This is a genomic window from Burkholderia sp. AU27893, assembly GCF_002223205.1.
In the GTDB taxonomy this organism is placed as follows: Bacteria; Pseudomonadota; Gammaproteobacteria; order Burkholderiales; family Burkholderiaceae; genus Burkholderia.
In genome coordinates this window covers 1516976-1534366 of the sequence record NZ_NKFD01000004.1, presented here as the reverse complement: position 1 = coordinate 1534366, position 17391 = coordinate 1516976, and the positions used below count along the sequence as shown (strand labels likewise).

Genomic DNA, 17391 nt, shown 5'->3' with positions numbered 1-17391 from the left:
GCCGGGCTGCCGGCGAAGTGCGGCAGCGCGGTATCTGGAGTGGCGCCGCGTCGCACGAATGACGTCCCGTGCGCAGCGACGCGTCTCCGCTGACCTACTCGCGGGGCTGCGGCCCCGCATGGGCTACCCATTCGATGTCGGAAATCGAGCCGTTCGCGTCGTGCGACGCGACGAGAATGCGCGTCGTGCGCCGCGCGCCGCGCCGGCGGGCGCTTGCCAGCACGGTCGGCGGCACCGAGCGCACCTTCGCGCTGGCCGAGCGCCGCAGCATCTTCGACACGCGCAGCCGGTAGGCCAGCGGATGCACGACGCGTCCGGCGATCAGCCACATGACGATGGTGCCCGCGATGAGCGCGATGCTGGTCGCGTAGAACACCATCTGTTCGATCGGCATCTCGGCCGGATTGAACGGCAGCAGGTAGCGGTACGTGTAGATGCAGATCGATGCCCACACGGCGCCCACCAGCGCCGGCCGCAGGAGCCGGAACCAGATGGTCAGCACGGACCCGACGACGCGGCCGCGCTCGGCGATCAGTTCGCGCGGTGCGCGCAGGGAAAGGTCAATAATCGGTGCGTTCTTCATGTTGAATGCCTCGGTCGGGGCTGACCCATACGGCCCGCTTGCCGCGGCCCCGCAGCACGATGGCTGGCAGGGCGACGACGGTGGTGATCATGCTGATCAGCCAGAAGGCGACGGGATACCAGATGGTGTCCAGGAAATACATCAGGAGTTTTTCGTCGTAACGACGATCGATCATGCTGCCGATGATCAGTTGCAGGATGCAGGTGGCGACCAGCAGCATGCCGTGCCAGTGCGGCACGACCGATACGTGCCAGTCTTGCGGCAGCGGGTACACGACATTGATGAGCGCGAGCAGCAGGATGAACGTCATCGAGTACGCCCACGCGATGCCGATCAGGTACTCGGCGAACAGCGGCCACATCATCATCTGCGTCGGCCGCGCGAGCGTGCCCGCGTACTTCATCAGCACCTGGATGCCGCCTTTCGCCCAGCGTAGCCGCTGCCGGTACAGGCCCTTCACCGTCTCGGGCATCAGGATCCAGCTCAGCGCGTGCGGCTCGTACACGACGCGCCAGTCGCGGCACTGCAGCTTCCAGCTGATGTCGATGTCCTCGGTCAGCATGTCCGAGCTCCAGTAGCCGACGTCGGCGAGCGCGGTCTTGCGGAACATCGTGATCACGCCGGATACCGTGAAGATGCGGCCGTACACCTGCTGCGTGCGCTTGATCAGCCCGACGATCGACGAGAATTCGCCGACCTGCATGCGGCCGAGCAGCGACGTGCGCGTGCGGATGCGCGGGTTGCCGGTCACGGCGCCGACGCCCGGATCGGTCAGGAAATGCTCGAGCATCCAGCCGATCGCGTCGTGCGCGAGCAGCGCATCGCCGTCGATGCAGAGCAGGTATTCCGCGTTCGACACGGCCGCTGCGGTCGTGAGCCCGACCGCCTTGCCTTCGTTGCGCGCGTGATGGATCACGAGCAGCCGCGGGATCTCGACGGCCAGCTCGTTGAGGATCTCGCCGGTGCGATCCTGGCTGCCGTCGTTGACCGCGATGATGTCGTAGTTCGGATACTGCATCCGGTCCAGGTGGCTGATCACGCTGCGCGCGTTCGCGGCTTCGTTGAAGCAGGGCACGACGATCGAGATCTTCGGAATGCCGCTCGACGCGATCGTCCGCGTGGACAGCTCGCGGCCTTCCTCGAGCAGGAAGTAGTGCACGACGCCGCCGATCATCCACAGGTACGACATGAAGAACGGGTAGTAGAAGACGAAATCCTGCAGGCGCTGGATGATGCTGTGGGTGGTCATGGCGTCTTCGTCCCCTGCGTATGTTGTTGCATCAGCGCGTTGATCGAGGTCGGGTCGAGGCGCGACTTCAGCGACATCACGTCGCGCATCGCGTCGAGCTCCGGCTGCCCGTTCAGGAAGTTGTCCGGGTAGTAGCCGAAATTCACCGCGCCTTCGCTGCGCAGCCGCCGCATCTGCGCGAGCAGCGTGCTGGCCGGCACCGGCTTCTGTGCGTGCCAGTCGTACGACTGCAGTTCGAACACGGTGCGCTGCAGCCCGCGCTGCTTCGCGTGCACGGCTTTCACGAGCTGGTCCAGCCAGCCTTCGGGATCCTTCGCCTGCTCCATGTACGGCATCGCCATCAGTGCGACGTAGTCGTAGCTGGCGAGGAAATCGTCGTAGTTCTGCGCGTACCACGCTTCCGATTCGGGCTTGAGCACCGGCATCGCGAAGATGTTGCGCGCGGTCAGCACGTCGCCCACGTTCTGATGGGCCAGCACGATCTGCTCCAGTTGCCTGGTCAGGTCGATCAGGTAGCGCGACTTCTGCCGGGTCCAGCGCTTCAGCAGGTCGGGGTTCTCGCGGATCTTGCCGACGTCGGCCGGCAGCCCCCATTGCGAATAGATGCGCAGCGCGTGCCGGCCCGCATCCTCGTAGTCGTCGAGCACCGCGTCGTCGCTGAACAGGATGCCGCTGAACGACGCGTGCTTGCTGAGATCCTCGTAGACCTGCTGGATCATCAGCCGCGCATCCGGGTCGAACGGGCTCAGCCGGAACGTGCGCGTGCCGTTCTCGCGGGCCGGCGCGCCGCCGTAGGCGCTCACGGCCTCGAGCCCGCGCAGCTTGTCGGCCGGCGGCCGGAACGCGAGCACCGGCATCCACGCGTACACCTGCACGTTGGCGCGCGTATTGAGCTGCCACGCGGCACGCGAGAACAGGTCGGCGCGCATCGGCAGGTGCCGGTTCGGGAAATACACGGATTCGGCCACGCCGGTGCCTTTCGGGTCCGCATACGCCTGCAGGTACACCGATTTGGGCTGCATCCGGTAGATGCGTTCGATCAGCTTGCCGAGATTCGCTTCCTGCCGCGCGGGGTCCGGATCGTAGACCTGGTCGAGATCGACCTGCACGGTGCGCTCGGGCACGTCGACGTCGCCGCGGTTCGACGCCGGCTCGCGCATCGAGCGCTCGAACCCGCCGATGTCGACGTCGTACATCATCAGGATCCGCCGCAACCGGTCCAGTGGCACGTCCGGCGTATTCGGGCCGGCATCGAGACTGAACTGGATGTCCATCCCGAGCGACGTCGAGATCCGGCGCACCGGCTGGTTTTCCGCGCCGTATGGCCACACCATCGACCGTGCGACGATGCCGGTCCGTTCGCGGATCTGCCGCACGCAGGTCTGCAGGTCGTTGTGCACGCGCGCTTCGAATTCGGCGTCGGTTTCATAGCGCTTCTGGTCTTGCAGGTAGAGATGCGACGTGGTCGCCGGCAATTCGTTGCCCTGCGGATTCGCGACCGCGCCGTGATGGAGGTTGTGGGTGTGGCAACCGAGCTCGACGAACTCCGACTGGCCGAGTTTCTTCACCTCGTCCCACGACAGGAAATAGTCGCGCGGCACCTGGACCTTGTCGCTGATGCGGATCGGCGTATCGGGCGGGGTGTCGATCCACGCGGTGACGAGGCCCATCACCGCCGGATACTTGAAGCGCTCGAGCAGCGGCAGCACTTTCGTGTAGTGGCTGCGAAAGCCGTCGTCGAACGTGAGCAGCACCGAGCGCGGCGGCAGCGGCTTGCCGCCGTGCCGCGACTCCTCGATCTGCTTGACCGTGATGGTGTGGTAGTTGTTGGTCTGCAGCCACGAGAAGATGGCGGTCAGCGTGCCGGTATCGACCGCGAACGCGTCGACCATCGCCGTACCGGAGTTGAACGTCGCCATCAGGTTGTCGCGCACGTCATGCATGCAGATCACGCGAAACGTCTTGCCGTCGGCCGGATCGGACGGCGGAAGCAGGTCGATCATCCTGGCGCTGGTCACGCCCGGAAACAGCGAACAGGCGGCAAATGCGCCCATGCATCCGCACATGAAGGTCCGTCTGGATTGCAGCATGGCTCGATCTCCTTGCTAGAACGGCAGGTTGACCGACATGAAGCCGGTTTCGGAGCGTTCGCGCTGGCCGTCGTACGCGTGGCTGCCGACCTCCACGCCATAGCTCAGCGTGATGTCGTGCTTGAAGGTCCACGCGTGCTCGAGGCGCGCGCTCCACAGGGCGCTGGTGCCGAAGCCGCGCTCGTTGTACATGCCGCCGGACACCGAGACGCGCTGCTGCAACCCCATGTCGCCCTTCTTCCACAGCGTCAGCTGGTGCATGACGGTGGCCGCGGCCGCGTAGTCGCGGCCCGGGCTGAAGTAGGGCGCGTTCGTGCGCGTGTTGCTGTCGGTGCCGAGATCCAGCGAGACGTTGACCTGCTGGGTGGCGGTCGTGTACACGCGCTGCGTGGCGGTCGCCGAGATCTCCTGGTGGAAGTTCGAATCGCTGTAGCGGCTCACCCCGTAGCTCAGCTTGACCTCGCGACGGTCGTTCTGGCGATACACCACCGACACGTTCGCCGAGCGGCCCCAGATGTGCGCGGCGTACGCCTTCCACGGCAGCGAGTTGTCGTTGGAATCGAGTCCGCCGCTGACGGTCCAGTAGTCGTTCAGCGCATACGCGATCGATCCGCGGCCGCCCGTGCGTCCGTCCCCGCCGAGCGAGCGCGTGACTTCGCCCTGCACGGTGAGCGGCCCGTGCCGGTAGTCGCCGCCGATGCCCGTGCGCGTGCGGCTGACGCTGCCGCCGTCGGTTTGCGCATGGCCGTAGAACGTGTGCGCGAAGACCCGCCAGTTGTCGCCGAACGGTTGCGAATAGAGGTAGCTGTCCGACGTGAAGCTGTTGTCGGCCAGTGCGCTGTTGCCGTGCTCGAAGCTCAGGTCGGTGGTGAACACCGGGCTGCGGTACGCGTTGTAGTCGCGCTTGAAGCCCCGCACGGCGCCGCTGTCCGGGAACGTGTTGTCCAGCGTCTGGTCGACGTACTTCGCGGTCGCGTAGTCGTCGGCCGTGAGCGATGCGCGACCGAGGCCCGCGAGCATCTCGACGCTGTCGGGGTGGTCGGTCAGCGACGCGCGATACATCGCGATCGCCTGGCGCGGATGCGCCTGGCCCGACACCGCGTCGGCGTGCGCGGCGCGAACCTCCGCGTTGAACGGCACCTCTTTCTCGAGTTCTTCGAGTGCGGCGATCCCTTCATCGGGGTGGCCCGTGAAGACCAGGTATTGCGCACGCAGCCGGTAGTAGCGCAGATAGTCGCTTTCTCCCGGACCGACGTTGGTCACCTGCTTGGCCGGTGGCAGCGACGCGCCCATGTCGTCGAGCGCCCGCTTTGCGTCCGCCGCGCGTCCCTGGTCGACGTACGACCAGAACAGCCCTTCGCGCAGTTCGATCGGACGCGTGCGCTCGCCGTACTGGAAGCCGCGGGTCGCGCGATCCGTCGGCGACGCGGTGGCCTGCTTCAGCGCGCGCTGGTACACGGCATTCGCCTTGCCCGGTTCGCTCAGGTACAGGTAGGCGTCGCCCACGGCCGCCAGCGCGTCGATCGAGATTTCCGCGTTGGACGGAATCGTCTCGAACGTCGCGACGGCCTGCTTCATGTCGCCGCGTGCCGCAAGGGCGACCGTCCGGTCGCCCGCGAGCGCAGTCCTGACCGGCGTGTACTCGGGCGTGGCCGGCATCCGCTTGTCGAGGTCGTCTGCCGCGCGCAGTGCGTTGTCGATCCCGTCGAAGCGGTCGGCACTCGTCATCGAGCGCGACTTGTCGCGGCCGCCGCGCACCTGCTGGCGAATCGACAGTTCTTCCAGTTGCGCGATGTCGACGGCGGAGAACGCATCGGGGCGGGCCTTCGCTTCATCGAGCGCCTTGACCGCGCCGCCGCTCGCCGCGAGGCCGAACACGTCGTTGCGCACGGTCTCGACGTCGGCGGTACGCAGATTCGGTGCCTGGGCATTCGGCGTCTCGACGTCGGGCCCCTGCGATCGCTGGGTCGGCTCGCCGGGCAGCTGGGCGCCGGGCGTCTGCGCGTTCGGCGCCGGGGACGACGGCGGCGGCGCGCCAGGCATCTGGGGAACGGGCGCGGGCGAGTTCGGCATCGGGGTGCCGGATACTTGCGCGGTTTGCATCGGCGCGAGCGGCGGCGTGGCGGGTGCGGCTTGTTCGCGCTTCGGCGGGGTGGCCGAAGGCGGCGCGATCGGCGTCGGCGAAGGGGAGGCGGACGTGTCGGACATCGTCGAGGCGGCAGACGTCGTCGCTTCGGGCGGGCGGGCGTTCTCGGCCTGCGCAAGCAGCATCGGCGCTGTCGATGTGTGCGCGACCGGTGCCGGCGTATTCGCCGTATTCGCCGCATGCGCCGTATGCGCCGACTCCGTCGATCGCGCATCCGGTGCCGCGGCGCTCGATTGCGGCGCCTCCGGTTCCACTACGACCGTGGTCGGCAGGGTCGGCGGCTGCGGGTTCGACGCCTGCGCGATCTGCATCGACGCATCCGAAGCCTGCGCGATCGGCGTCGGCGCATGTGGGGGCGGGGGGACCTCGGCCTGGGCAATCTGGATCGACACGACCGTCGGCTGCGCACCGCGCGGCACCGCATCCGGGGTGTCGTGGGTCCCGGCGAATTCATTGACGCGGCCCGCTTCCGGATCGCCGTCGGCGGCGAAGCAGGGGCCGGACGCGACGAGCAGCAACACCAGCGGCGCATGCTGGAGGAGCCGTCGGCTGGACGGAGCGACGGTGGTGCATTGTTGTTTCCGATTGTTGTCCACGAGGTGTCCTCCTGTTGAAACGATCACGTCGGTGGCCCGCGTGACGACGCATGTCGTCGCACGTCGCGCGGCCGGGCTGCGAGCGCCCGGCGATGCGGACCCGACTTACAGCCGGTTGCGGATCGCCTGACCGAGCAACGCTCGCGATTCGCTGTTCCTGGGGTCGATCGCGAGCGCCCGGCTCGCGTTGTGTTCCACACAGTCCCATTCGTCGATCACCGCGCACGAGCGGGCCTTCGCCAGCGCACGCGCGCTTTCCAGCTCCGCATGCGTGATGCTGGCCGTCTGCATGCGCAGGGTGTCGGTGCCATACGGTCGGGGCTTGGGCGCGAAATCCATGCGCCTGCTCGTGCCGGCCAGCGCTTCGGCACGCTGCGCACGATGCGCGGCCCCGTGCCGCGTGGCGGCGCGACCGTAGGCCGATGCCGCATGCGTACCGGCCGCGAGCGTCACGGGCGGCGCATGCGCCGACTGCCCCTGTTTCGCGACGGCGTGGGGGGCGGGCTGCGGCGCGGTGTCCGGTTTGACCGCGAGGGTGACGGGCGGCACGGTGGAGACCTCGGGCGCACCCGAAGTCGACGCGATCTGCGGCAGCGGCGCGGGCGGTGAGGCCTGCGCGTGTGTCGCGGCTGGCCCGGGCTCGGCCGATGTACCGGACGTACCGGTTGCGGTTGCCCTCGACGCAAGCGTCATGATCGCGTTGCGGGTTTTCCCGACGGCGGTGCCGATCGCGCCGGCAATGTCGTGCGTCACGCTCGCATGGCCAACCGTCGTGTCCCGTTCGGCGTACGCGAAGATGCCGAAGATCGCGGCGAATGCGGCGAAGCTGAGCGCCGCGTTCTTTCCGGGACCCCAGGAGGGTTTCGGCTGGTGGGCGGGCGAGCCATCCTGTCGTTCTGCACGCGTCATTCATGTCTCCTCGGTTCGATACGGTGTGATGTAAGACCGTGATGGGGTGCGCTCAGATGGCGCTCACCATTTCAACTGCGTGGTCAGCGCACCGGTTTCGACGATCGCGAACTGGGTCGCGCCCTGATAGGTTCCTTCGACCCGGTAGCTCGCATCGGGCACGCTGAACAGGCAACGCGACCCTGCGGCATTGAATTCGACGAGTACGCGGCCATGTCGCCGCAGGCGCACCTGGACGTTGGAGAGCGGCTGCCCCGTCTTGGCCGAAGCAAACGACACACCCAGGTTGTACGGCCGGCCGTCGGGCGGCAGCGGCGCGGTACCGTCGATCCGCGCATCGCCGCAGATATACGAAATGACGTAGCGATCCCCACCCGGGCCGGATGCAGGCGCGGGCGCGGATGCGGGTGGCTGGGACGCGAGCGTCTGGGCCATTGCATTCATGCAGAGCGTGCCGATGAAGACGCCCAGCAAAGGGCGAGCATGCTGTCGAAACGAGGAAGACATCGCAACCTCCCGTCCGGAATGAATGGCGAGCATTTATTCCGAGTCAGATTTGCCAACGTTCTTTTTGCGACACGCTATTGATACACGATGGCTTTTGAACCAACAACCGCGTGTGGCCTGAATGGGACGCCGTTAAATGATCCTATTTAAATAGGATAACGACGGATTTGTATGATTCTCTTAACTATGAAGAAAGTCGATATTGCCGAATATGAAAATTGCTATTCGGTAGCGATGATCCTGCACGCATTGAATCACGTCGGATGTATCGACATTCGTGCCGAAAAATAACGACTGATAAAAGGAATTTTTGCGACTGTGTCCCGGCAGAATTGATATCGATCCAGATACAGGTCGCGCAATATGAAACGCGGAAGAGGTGTTGTTGGTAGTTTAGATTGTTACAGGTAAATCGAAACTTTTAATTTGTTCTGTAACAGGTTATTTCTGTCCAGATAATCAGACGGAAAATGCCGGTGTGCGCTGTCGGACGTAAAAAGTTCATCTTCGGAATGCAAACGATTGCGATTCGTCTGATATCGATTACGCGTCCGGAACGGGCATTTTTCAGGCTAAAGCGGGATCGTCGCTTGCTACCGAAAAGCGGGTCGTGTACTGCGGGAAGCGGCGCTGCGCGCATGCACGCGCATATCGGATTTCCGCCAACCGGACTGCGTTCGCGTCGTCCACGGGAACGACGCGAACGCGACGATCAGCGGCTGCCGCCCGCGCTGCGCCGGGCGATGCGCATCGCCGGTGCGGCTGCGGGTTCGGCCGCGCCGGCGGCCCCGTCGACCGCCGTGCGCGGCCGGTTCATGATGTAGGTCCACAGCTGCTCGGCCGCGAGCCCGCGCTTGCGGGCCGACCGGTACAGGCGGATTTCGAGCTCGGTGATCCAGTCGCCGGAACCCGCGCACACGAGCGTGCCTTCCGCGAGTTCCTTCGCGACGCAGCTTTCCGGCAGCCAGCCGATCCCGTGCCCGGCCACGACCATGCCCTTCAACGCCTCGGACATGTGCGTCTCGAAGCAGCGATGCAGCACGTACGGCTCGGTGGCGTTCAGCAGCAGCATCTCGACGATGTTGCCGAGAAACGCGCCCGACGAATACGCGAGCAGCGGCAGCGGGGCATCGGGGGTGCCCGGCAGCTGGAACACGGGCTTGCCGCGCGCATCGGGTGTCGACACGGGCAGGATCCGTTCGACGCCGAGGCTGACGAACGGGAAGTGGTTCGGGTCGAGCACGATCGGCAACTGCGGATGATGGTAGCCGAGCAGCAGGTCGCATTCGCCTTCGACGAGCTGCTGCACGCCTTCCGGCACGTTCACCGCGTTGACGCGCGCGGTGACGTGGCCGACTTCGCCGTTGAGCTGCTTGAGCCATTCGGGAAACAGCGTGAAGACGAGCGTATGGGCCACCGCGAAACGCACGACCTGGTCGCTGGCCGCGAACTGGTCGTAGCCGTTCACGAGATTGCGCGCCGCATACATGCTGCGCAGGATGTCCGCGGCGAGGCCGCGGAACATCTGGCCGGCTGGCGTGAGCGTGATCGGGTTGATGCTCCGGTCCACCAGCTTCGCGTCCATCCAGGTTTCGAGTGCCGCTATTCGTCTGCTGAATGCCGATTGCGTGAGGTGCCGGTTACGCGCGGCCCGGGAAAAGCTCTTGGTATCCGCAAGGCTCAGGAAATCTTCCAGCCACTTTGCTTCCATTTCGATCTTCGCTTTTTATAGTCGGGCGCCTGAAAGGCGGCGGCACCGTGTGCTGCACGAACGTTCTAGCGTACCGCGCCTCGCGCCGCTCGGCCCGATGTTTTTTTTCGATGGGTGTCAGTCGAAATATGCATGGGCGTTGTCGGCGGGATTACGGCTGCATAGCGTTGAGGTGCCGGACCCGGCTAACCGGACAGTTCATCGCGTCGAACTGCCGGTGCGGCCGCAGACGGTACTTCCCCCAGGGCCGGTTGCGCCGTGCGCGTGCCGGCCCGCCTTCCCAGTCTTTCGTTCCGGTGGCCCGGTGCCGGGGCGAGCCGTTTTTTGTGCAGTGCAGATTGCACATTCGTGACACGCGGGGGAACTATGTTCGACAGACGCGGCGCAGCATGAACCGTGCGCGCCGGCGACGCACCGTCGTCGCCCGTTGCGTCGGACGCTGCACCGTGATGGTGCGCAATGCCGCGCGGGCGTGCCCGGCGCGGCGCAAAAACGGGGGGATATCGAGGGGATCGCGCAAGGCACGTTCCTTGCAAAGCATTCATTACGCCGGTCCGGCATGCGCAATGCCGGGGAAAACGATCGATGGAGAAAAGATCGATGAAGCCATTCGATGAAATGCTGCAATCCGGCGACATGGTAAGGGCGCCCTACGCGCGCCTGAAGCAGTGGCTCGACACGCAGAATCCCGCGAGCCTCGCCCAGAAGGCCTACGACGCGGAAGGCGTGTTCCGCAAGACGGGCATCACGTTCGCCGTCTATGGCGACGCGGAGGCCGCCGAGCGGCTGATTCCGTTCGACATCGTCCCGCGCATCATCTCGGGCGCCGAATGGAGCCGGCTGTCGCTCGGCATCGAGCAGCGCGTGATGGCGCTCAACGCGTTCCTCGACGACATCTACCACCGCCAGGAAATCGTCCGCGCGGGCATCGTGCCGAAGCACCTGATCGCGCACAACGAGGCGTTCATCCCGGAAATGATCGATTTCCGGCCGCCCGGCAACGTTTACACGCACATCATCGGCGTGGACATCGTGCGCACCGGCGAGAACGAATTCTATGTGCTGGAGGACAACGCGCGCACACCGTCCGGCGTGTCGTACATGCTGGAAAACCGCGAGACGATGATGCAGCTCTTCCCGGAGCTGTTCCAGCAGGTGAAGGTGCGCCCGGTCGAGACCTATCCGCAGATGTTGCGCCAGTCGCTCGCGGCCGTGTGCCCGCCGGGCGGCAATGCCGACAACCCGACCGTCGCCGTGCTCACGCCCGGCATCCACAATTCCGCGTACTACGAACATTCGTTCCTCGCCGACCAGATGGGCGTGCATCTCGTCGAGGGCAGCGACCTGCAGGTGATCGACGGCCGCGTTGCGATGCGCACGACCGAAGGCTTCCAGCCGATCGACGTGCTGTATCGCCGCGTCGACGACGCGTTCCTCGATCCGCTCACGTTCCGCCCCGATTCGGTGCTCGGCGTCGCGGGGATCATGGACGTGTACCGCGCGGGCAACATCACGATCGCGAACGCGCCCGGCACCGGCATCGCCGACGACAAGGCGATCTACTCGTACATGCCGGAGATCGTCGAGTTCTACACGGGCCGCAAGGCGCTGCTGGAGAACGTGCCGACCTGGCGCTGCGGCGAAGCCGACAGCCTGAAATACGTGCTCGACCATCTCGACGAACTGGTCGTGAAGGAAGTGCACGGCTCGGGCGGCTACGGGATGCTGGTCGGGCCGTGCGCGTCGAAGGCCGAGCTCGAAGCGTTTGCCGCGAAGCTGCGCGCGCGCCCCGCGAACTACATCGCGCAGCCGACGCTCGCGCTGTCCACGACGCCGATCCTGACCGAAGCCGGCCTCGCGCCGCGCCACGTCGACCTGCGGCCGTTCGTGCTGGTGTCGGACCGGATCCGCATCACGCCGGGCGGGCTGACGCGCGTCGCGCTGAAGGAGGGGTCGCTCGTCGTCAACTCGAGCCAGGGCGGCGGCACCAAGGACACCTGGGTGCTGGCCGACTGAGCCGGACGCGACCGCGCGCCCCGCGACCGGGGCGCCAACCGAACGAAGACGGAGTGGACACGAGATGCTTCTGGGACGTACTGCAAGCGGTCTCTACTGGATGTACCGCTATATCGAGCGCGCGGAGAACATCGCGCGCATCGTCGATGCCGGGCTGCGGATGGCGCTCACGCGCACGTCCGACGCGCCGGCCGAATGGTCGTCGGTGCTCGTCAGCTCGGGCACGGACGACGGCTACCGGCAGAAATACGACGTGTATGCGGCCGATACCGTGACCGACTACCTGCTGCGCGACCGCGACAACCCGTCCAGCGTGCTGTCGTGCATCGACGCCGCGCGCTCGAACGCGCGGATGGTGCGCACGGCGCTCACCCGCGAGGCATGGGAGAGCGTGAACGGTGCGTGGCTCGCGCTGCGCCGCGCGCTCGCGCAGCCGGTGCCGGAGAGCGAGCTGCCGGCCGTGCTCGACCAGGTGAAGCGCGAAACCGCGCTGATCCTCGGCAGCTTCTACAGCACGATGCTGCGCAACGAGATCTTCGATTTCGCGCAGATCGGCGCCTTCGTCGAGCGCGCCGACAACACCGCGCGGATCATTGACGTGAAATACCACCTGCTGCTGCCGTCGGTGTCGCACGTCGGCACGATCCTCGACAACTACCAGTGGGAGACGATCCTGCGCTGCGTCGCCGCGCACCGTTCGTACCGCTGGGTGTACGACGTGCAGTACAAGCCGATGAACATCGCCGACTACCTGATCCTGAACGGCCGCATGCCGCGATCGCTGCGTTATTGCTACGGGCGCGTCGTGTCGAGCCTGAACCTGCTCGCAAAGGATTACGGCGTGACACACCCGTGTCACGACACGGCCACGAAGATCCTGCAAATGCTGTCCGATACCTCGGTCGAGCGGATCTTCAAGAGCGGCCTGCACGAGTTCCTGACCGACTTCATCGGCCGCAACAACAGCCTCGGGCTCGAAATCGCCCAGGCTTACAACTTCGACTGAGACTTGCCATGCGACTCGCCATCCGACACATCTCGCGTTATCAGTTCGACGATCAAGCCACCCATGCGCTGCAACGGCTGCGGCTGCGCCCGCAGTCGGGCCCCGGGCAGACGGTGCGCGCGTGGCAGGTCACGATCGACGGCGTCGAGCCGTCGCTGTCCTATGCCGACGGGCTCGGCAACCGGATCGACCTCGTGCGGCACGACCGCGGCGCGAAGGCCGAGATCGTCGTCGTCGCGGCCGGCGTCGTCGAGACGCAGGACCGCGCGGGCATACTCGGTCATCCTGAAGGTTATGCACCGCCGTGGATCTTCGAGCGCGAAACGGCGCTGACGAAGGCGGGCGACACCGTGCGCGCACTCGCGCAGGCGCTGCCGATCGAGCCGCACAGCCTCGACGCGCTGCACTGGCTGATGACGGAAGTGCACGACCGTATCGCGTATGCGCCGAACCTGGCCGCCGACGCTCCGGTCGACGCGGAAACCGCATTGCAAAGCGGCGAGGGCACGAGCCGCGACCATGCGCATGCGTTCATCGCGGCCGCGCGCGTGCTGAAGATTCCGGCGCGCTACATTTCGGGTTACGTGCTGGCGGACAGCGCGATGCAGCGCATCGCCGACGCGAAGCAGAACGCGGGCGACGTCGAGGAGGAAGAAGCGCTCGCGCTGCAGAGCGGCGAGGGCATGCAGCAGGTGCTCGGTGCATCGCATGCCGCGCAGTCCCAATCCCAGTCGCAATCGCAGGGGATGCCGCAGCCGGCGCACGGCGCGCAGTCGCAGGCGGCCGGGCTGACGCAGCAGCCCGCTGGCCATGCGTGGGCCGAGGCGTATGTGGAGGGGCTCGGCTGGGTCGGGTTCGATCCGTTCATGAATCGCTGCCCGGACGAGCGCTACGTGCGCATCGCGGTCGGCCTCGACTATCGCGACGCGCAGCCGGTGACGGGGCTCGGCGCGACGGCCGTCGGTGTCGAGATCAGCGTCGTGCAGACGCCCGAGCTCGTCTGACCTCGCGCACGTTTTCGCCGAATCCGCCAGGCCGGGGTGCCGCGTCGCATCGAGCGCGACGCGGCGCGCGGCCGGCCCAACCCGAACCGAGCTCCCATGTCCATCCACGTCGCGCTGCATCACACCACCCGCTATCGCTACGACCGGCTCGTCAATCTCGGCCCGCAGGTCGTGCGCCTGCGGCCCGCGCCGCACTGCCGGACGCCGATCCTCGCGTATTCGATGACGGTCGAGCCCGCGCAGCACTTCATCAACTGGCAGCAGGACCCGTTCTCGAACTATCTCGCGCGGCTCGTGTTTCCGGAGCGCACCGAGCACTTCGAGATCACGATCGATCTCGTCGCCGAGATGTCGGTGTACAACCCGTTCGACTTCTTCCTCGAAGCCAGCGCGGAGCAATACCCCTTCAGCTATGACGACGCGCTGAAGACCGAGCTCGCGCCGTATCTCGTGTGTGATCCGCAGACGAGTGCGTCGGCGCTGTTCCGCGCGTATCTCGACGGCGTCGACCGCACGCCGGCCGGCACCGTGAACTTCCTCGTCGCGCTGAACCAGCAACTGCAGCACGACATCGGCTATCTCGTGCGGATGGAGCCGGGCGTACAGACGCCCGAGCAGACGCTCGAACTGGCCTCGGGCTCGTGCCGCGACAGCGCATGGCTGCTCGTGCAGCTGTGCCGTCATCTCGGCATCGCCGCGCGCTTCGTGTCGGGCTACCTGATCCAGCTGACGCCCGACGTGAAGTCGCTCGACGGCCCGAGCGGCACGTCGGTCGACTTCACCGACCTGCACGCATGGTGCGAGGTGTACCTGCCGGGCGCCGGCTGGATCGGCTTCGATCCGACCTCCGGCCTGCTCGCCGGCGAAGGCCACATTCCGCTGGCCTGCACGCCGCAGCCGACCAGCGCCGCGCCGGTCGAGGGGCTGATCGACGAGTGCGAGGTGTCGTTCGAGCACGAGATGACCGTGACGCGCGTGTACGAATCGCCGCGCGTGACGAAGCCGTACACGGAATCGCAATGGGACGGCGTGCTGGCGCTCGGCACGCAGGTGGACGGCGCGCTGGCGGCCGGCGACGTGCGGCTCACGCAGGGCGGCGAGCCGACCTTCGTGTCGATCGACGATCGCGACGGCGCCGAGTGGAACACCGACGCGCTCGGCCCGACCAAGCGCGGCTATGCAACCGAACTCGTGCAGCGGCTGCGCGCGGAATATGGTGACGGCGGCTTCCTGCATTTCGGGCAGGGCAAGTGGTACCCGGGCGAGCAACTGCCGCGCTGGGCGCTGTCGATCTTCTGGCGTGCCGACGGCCAGCCCGTGTGGCACGATCCGTCGCTGTTCGCCGACGAGCGCGAGCCGTCCGCCTATACGACCGACGACGCGAAGCGCTTCATCGATGCGCTCGCCGCGCGGCTGAACCTGACCGACGAATTCATCCGGCCCGGCTACGAGGACGTGTGGTACTACCTGTGGCGCGAGCGCCGGCTGCCGGTCAACGTCGACCCGTTCGACTCGCGTCTCGACGACGAGCTCGAACGCGCGCGGTTGCGCAAGGTCTTCGAGCAGCAACTCGACAGCGTGGTCGGCTACGTGCTGCCGGTCAAGCGTACGGAAGCCGCGCCCGGCCTCGACGGCCCGCGCTGGCAGACGGGCCCGTGGTTCTTCCGCGACGAGCGGATGTACCTCGTGCCCGGCGATTCGCCGATGGGCTATCGGCTGCCGCTCGATTCGCTGCCGTGGGCGAGCCGCGCCGACTATCCGTATCTCGTCGAGCGCGACCCGTTCGCGCCGCGTGACGCGCTGCCGGATGCCGCCGCGATCCGCGCGCGCTACGCAGGCCCGGCCGATGCGCCGCGCTACCTGTCCGGCGTGCATCGCGAGGCGTCCGCGCAGACCGTGATGCAGTGGCGCGACGACGGCACGGCCGGCAACGGCCGGCCGGCCGCGCGCGATCCGGGTCGCCAGCCCGAGCGCTTCGAATCGGCCGCGTGGATCACGCGCACCGCGCTGTGCGTCGAAGTGCGCAACGGCATCCTGTACCTGTTCATGCCGCCGCTTGCCGCGCTCGAGGATTATCTCGAGCTGCTCGGCGCGATCGAGCTGACCGCGCACGCGCTGGGCGTGAAACTCGTGCTGGAAGGCTATCCGCCGCCGCGCGACGCGCGGCTGAAGCTGCTGCAGGTGACGCCCGATCCCGGCGTGATCGAGGTGAACATCCATCCGGCCGGCAACTTCGACGAGCTCGTCGACCACACCGAATTCCTGTACGACGCCGCGTGGCAATCGCGGCTGTGCAGCGAGAAGTTCATGGTCGACGGCCGCCACGTCGGCACGGGCGGCGGCAACCACTTCGTGCTCGGCGGCGCGACGCCGGCCGACAGCCCGTTCCTGCGCCGCCCGGACCTGCTCGCGAGCCTGATCGCGTACTGGCACAACCATCCGTCGCTGTCGTACCTGTTCTCCGGGCTCTTCATCGGGCCGACGAGCCAGGCGCCGCGTGTCGACGAGGCGCGCAACGACCAGCTCTACGAACTCGACATCGCGTTCGCCGAGATCCAGCGCAACAAGCTGCTGTTCGGGCAGGACATGCCGCCGTGGCTCGTCGACCGTGTGCTGCGCAACCTGCTGATCGACGTGACCGGCAACACGCACCGCAGCGAGTTCTGCATCGACAAGCTGTATTCGCCGGATTCGTCGACCGGCCGGCTCGGCCTGCTCGAACTGCGCGCGTTCGAGATGCCGCCGCATGCGCGGATGAGCATCGTGCAGCAATTGCTGCTGCGCGCGCTGGTCGCGCGTTTCTGGGCCGCGCCGTACACGACGCCGCTCACGCGCTGGGGCACCGCGCTGCATGACCGCTTCATGCTGCCCGCGTTTCTTCAGATGGATTTCGACGACGTGTTGACCGAACTGCGCGACGCCGGCTTCGCGTTCGATCCGGCATGGTTCGCGCCGCACTTCGAATTCCGCTTCCCGCTGTTCGGCCAGATCGCGGTGAACGGGATGCAGCTGTCGCTGCGCGGCGCGCTGGAGCCGTGGCACGTGATGGGCGAGGAGGGCGCGCCCGGCGGCACGGTGCGCTACGTCGATTCGTCGGTCGAACGGCTCGAAGTGCGCGTGACGGGCCTGAACGACAACCGGCACGTCGTGACGGTCAACGGCCGCGCGCTGCCGCTGCAGCCGACCGGCACCGTCGGCGAATACGTCGCGGGCGTGCGCTACAAGGCGTGGTCGCCGCCGTCCGCGCTGCATCCGACCCTCGGCGTGCACGCGCCGCTCACGTTCGACATCGTCGATACGTGGCTGCAGCGTTCGCTCGGCGGTTGCCGCTACCACGTCGCGCATCCGGGCGGGCGCAACTACGCGACGTTCCCGGTCAATGCGTACGAGGCCGAGAGCCGCCGGCTCGCGCGCTTCGTCGAGATGGGGCATACGCCGGGGCGGATGGATGTCGCGGCTGCCGCGCCGAGCCGCGAATTCCCGTTCACGCTCGACCTGCGGCGGCCGTGACCGGACGATGACGACGCGGATGACGATGCGCGGTTCGCGATACCCGGCGGTTTCGGTCGCTGGC

Annotated in this window: 11 protein-coding genes; 4 read left to right on the top strand and 7 right to left on the bottom strand. The window is 66.8% G+C overall.

The window, feature by feature from the left end; genetic code table 11:
• Positions 1-94 precede the first annotated feature (94 nt).
• The 7 genes from CFB47_RS26690 to CFB47_RS26655 all read right to left on the bottom strand — a co-directional run bounded on the left by CFB47_RS26690 (position 95) and on the right by CFB47_RS26655 (position 9791).
• Positions 95-583, bottom strand: a complete 489-nt coding sequence (locus CFB47_RS26690) for a Biofilm PGA synthesis auxiliary protein PgaD (RefSeq protein WP_089442800.1) — start codon at positions 581-583, stop codon at positions 95-97.
• Positions 561-1832 carry a poly-beta-1,6-N-acetyl-D-glucosamine synthase gene (gene pgaC, locus CFB47_RS26685; RefSeq protein WP_089442799.1) on the bottom strand — a complete coding sequence of 424 codons (1272 nt, stop codon included), beginning with the start codon at positions 1830-1832 and terminating at the stop codon, positions 561-563. The genes CFB47_RS26690 and pgaC overlap by 23 nt, the downstream gene beginning before the upstream one ends.
• Positions 1829-3919 carry a poly-beta-1,6-N-acetyl-D-glucosamine N-deacetylase PgaB gene (pgaB, locus tag CFB47_RS26680; RefSeq protein ID WP_089443355.1) on the bottom strand — a complete coding sequence of 697 codons (2091 nt, stop codon included), beginning with the start codon at positions 3917-3919 and terminating at the stop codon, positions 1829-1831. Before pgaB ends, pgaC begins: the two co-directional genes overlap by 4 nt.
• Positions 3920-3937: 18 nt before the next feature.
• Positions 3938-6664 (bottom strand): poly-beta-1,6 N-acetyl-D-glucosamine export porin PgaA, encoded by a 2727-nt coding sequence (gene pgaA / locus CFB47_RS26675; protein WP_089462815.1) that lies wholly within the window; start codon positions 6662-6664, stop codon positions 3938-3940.
• Between the two features lie 105 nt (positions 6665-6769).
• Positions 6770-7573 (bottom strand): hypothetical protein, encoded by an 804-nt coding sequence (locus tag CFB47_RS26670; RefSeq protein WP_089462814.1) that lies wholly within the window; start codon positions 7571-7573, stop codon positions 6770-6772.
• Positions 7574-7636: 63 nt separating this feature from the next.
• Positions 7637-8080: a hypothetical protein gene (locus tag CFB47_RS26665; RefSeq protein ID WP_089462813.1), complete on the bottom strand. Its 444-nt coding sequence runs from the start codon at positions 8078-8080 to the stop codon at positions 7637-7639.
• A 712-nt stretch (positions 8081-8792) separates the two neighbouring features.
• On the bottom strand, positions 8793-9791 hold the full coding sequence (locus CFB47_RS26655; protein WP_089432519.1) for a LysR substrate-binding domain-containing protein: 999 nt from the start codon (positions 9789-9791) through the stop codon (positions 8793-8795).
• A gap of 600 nt (positions 9792-10391) precedes the next feature.
• Between CFB47_RS26655 and CFB47_RS26645 the strand changes: the two genes are divergently transcribed.
• The 4 genes from CFB47_RS26645 (at position 10392) to CFB47_RS26630 (ending at position 17327) form a co-directional block, all read left to right on the top strand.
• Positions 10392-11807 (top strand): circularly permuted type 2 ATP-grasp protein, encoded by a 1416-nt coding sequence (locus tag CFB47_RS26645; protein ID WP_046547558.1) that lies wholly within the window; start codon positions 10392-10394, stop codon positions 11805-11807.
• Between the two features lie 64 nt (positions 11808-11871).
• Positions 11872-12813, top strand: coding sequence for an alpha-E domain-containing protein (locus CFB47_RS26640; protein ID WP_089462811.1), 942 nt, complete (start codon positions 11872-11874; stop codon positions 12811-12813).
• Positions 12814-12821: 8 nt separating this feature from the next.
• A complete protein-coding gene (locus tag CFB47_RS26635; protein ID WP_089457988.1) occupies positions 12822-13817 on the top strand; it encodes a transglutaminase family protein in 996 nt (331 codons plus the stop codon).
• Positions 13818-13913: 96 nt separating this feature from the next.
• Entirely contained in the window at positions 13914-17327 is a 3414-nt protein-coding gene (locus CFB47_RS26630; RefSeq protein WP_089462810.1) for a DUF2126 domain-containing protein, read from the top strand.
• Positions 17328-17391: the final 64 nt, after the last annotated feature.

Coding starts and splice junctions, on each gene's coding strand:
- pgaC (WP_089442799.1), bottom strand. CDS start 1,832: ATGACCACCCACAGCATCATCCAGCGCCTGCAGGATTTCGTCTTCTAC.
- CFB47_RS26645 (WP_046547558.1), top strand. CDS start 10,392: ATGAAGCCATTCGATGAAATGCTGCAATCCGGCGACATGGTAAGGGCG.
- CFB47_RS26630 (WP_089462810.1), top strand. CDS start 13,914: ATGTCCATCCACGTCGCGCTGCATCACACCACCCGCTATCGCTACGAC.
- CFB47_RS26670 (WP_089462814.1), bottom strand. CDS start 7,573: ATGACGCGTGCAGAACGACAGGATGGCTCGCCCGCCCACCAGCCGAAA.
- CFB47_RS26655 (WP_089432519.1), bottom strand. CDS start 9,791: ATGGAAGCAAAGTGGCTGGAAGATTTCCTGAGCCTTGCGGATACCAAG.
- CFB47_RS26690 (WP_089442800.1), bottom strand. CDS start 583: ATGAAGAACGCACCGATTATTGACCTTTCCCTGCGCGCACCGCGCGAA.
- CFB47_RS26635 (WP_089457988.1), top strand. CDS start 12,822: ATGCGACTCGCCATCCGACACATCTCGCGTTATCAGTTCGACGATCAA.
- CFB47_RS26640 (WP_089462811.1), top strand. CDS start 11,872: ATGCTTCTGGGACGTACTGCAAGCGGTCTCTACTGGATGTACCGCTAT.
- CFB47_RS26665 (WP_089462813.1), bottom strand. CDS start 8,080: ATGTCTTCCTCGTTTCGACAGCATGCTCGCCCTTTGCTGGGCGTCTTC.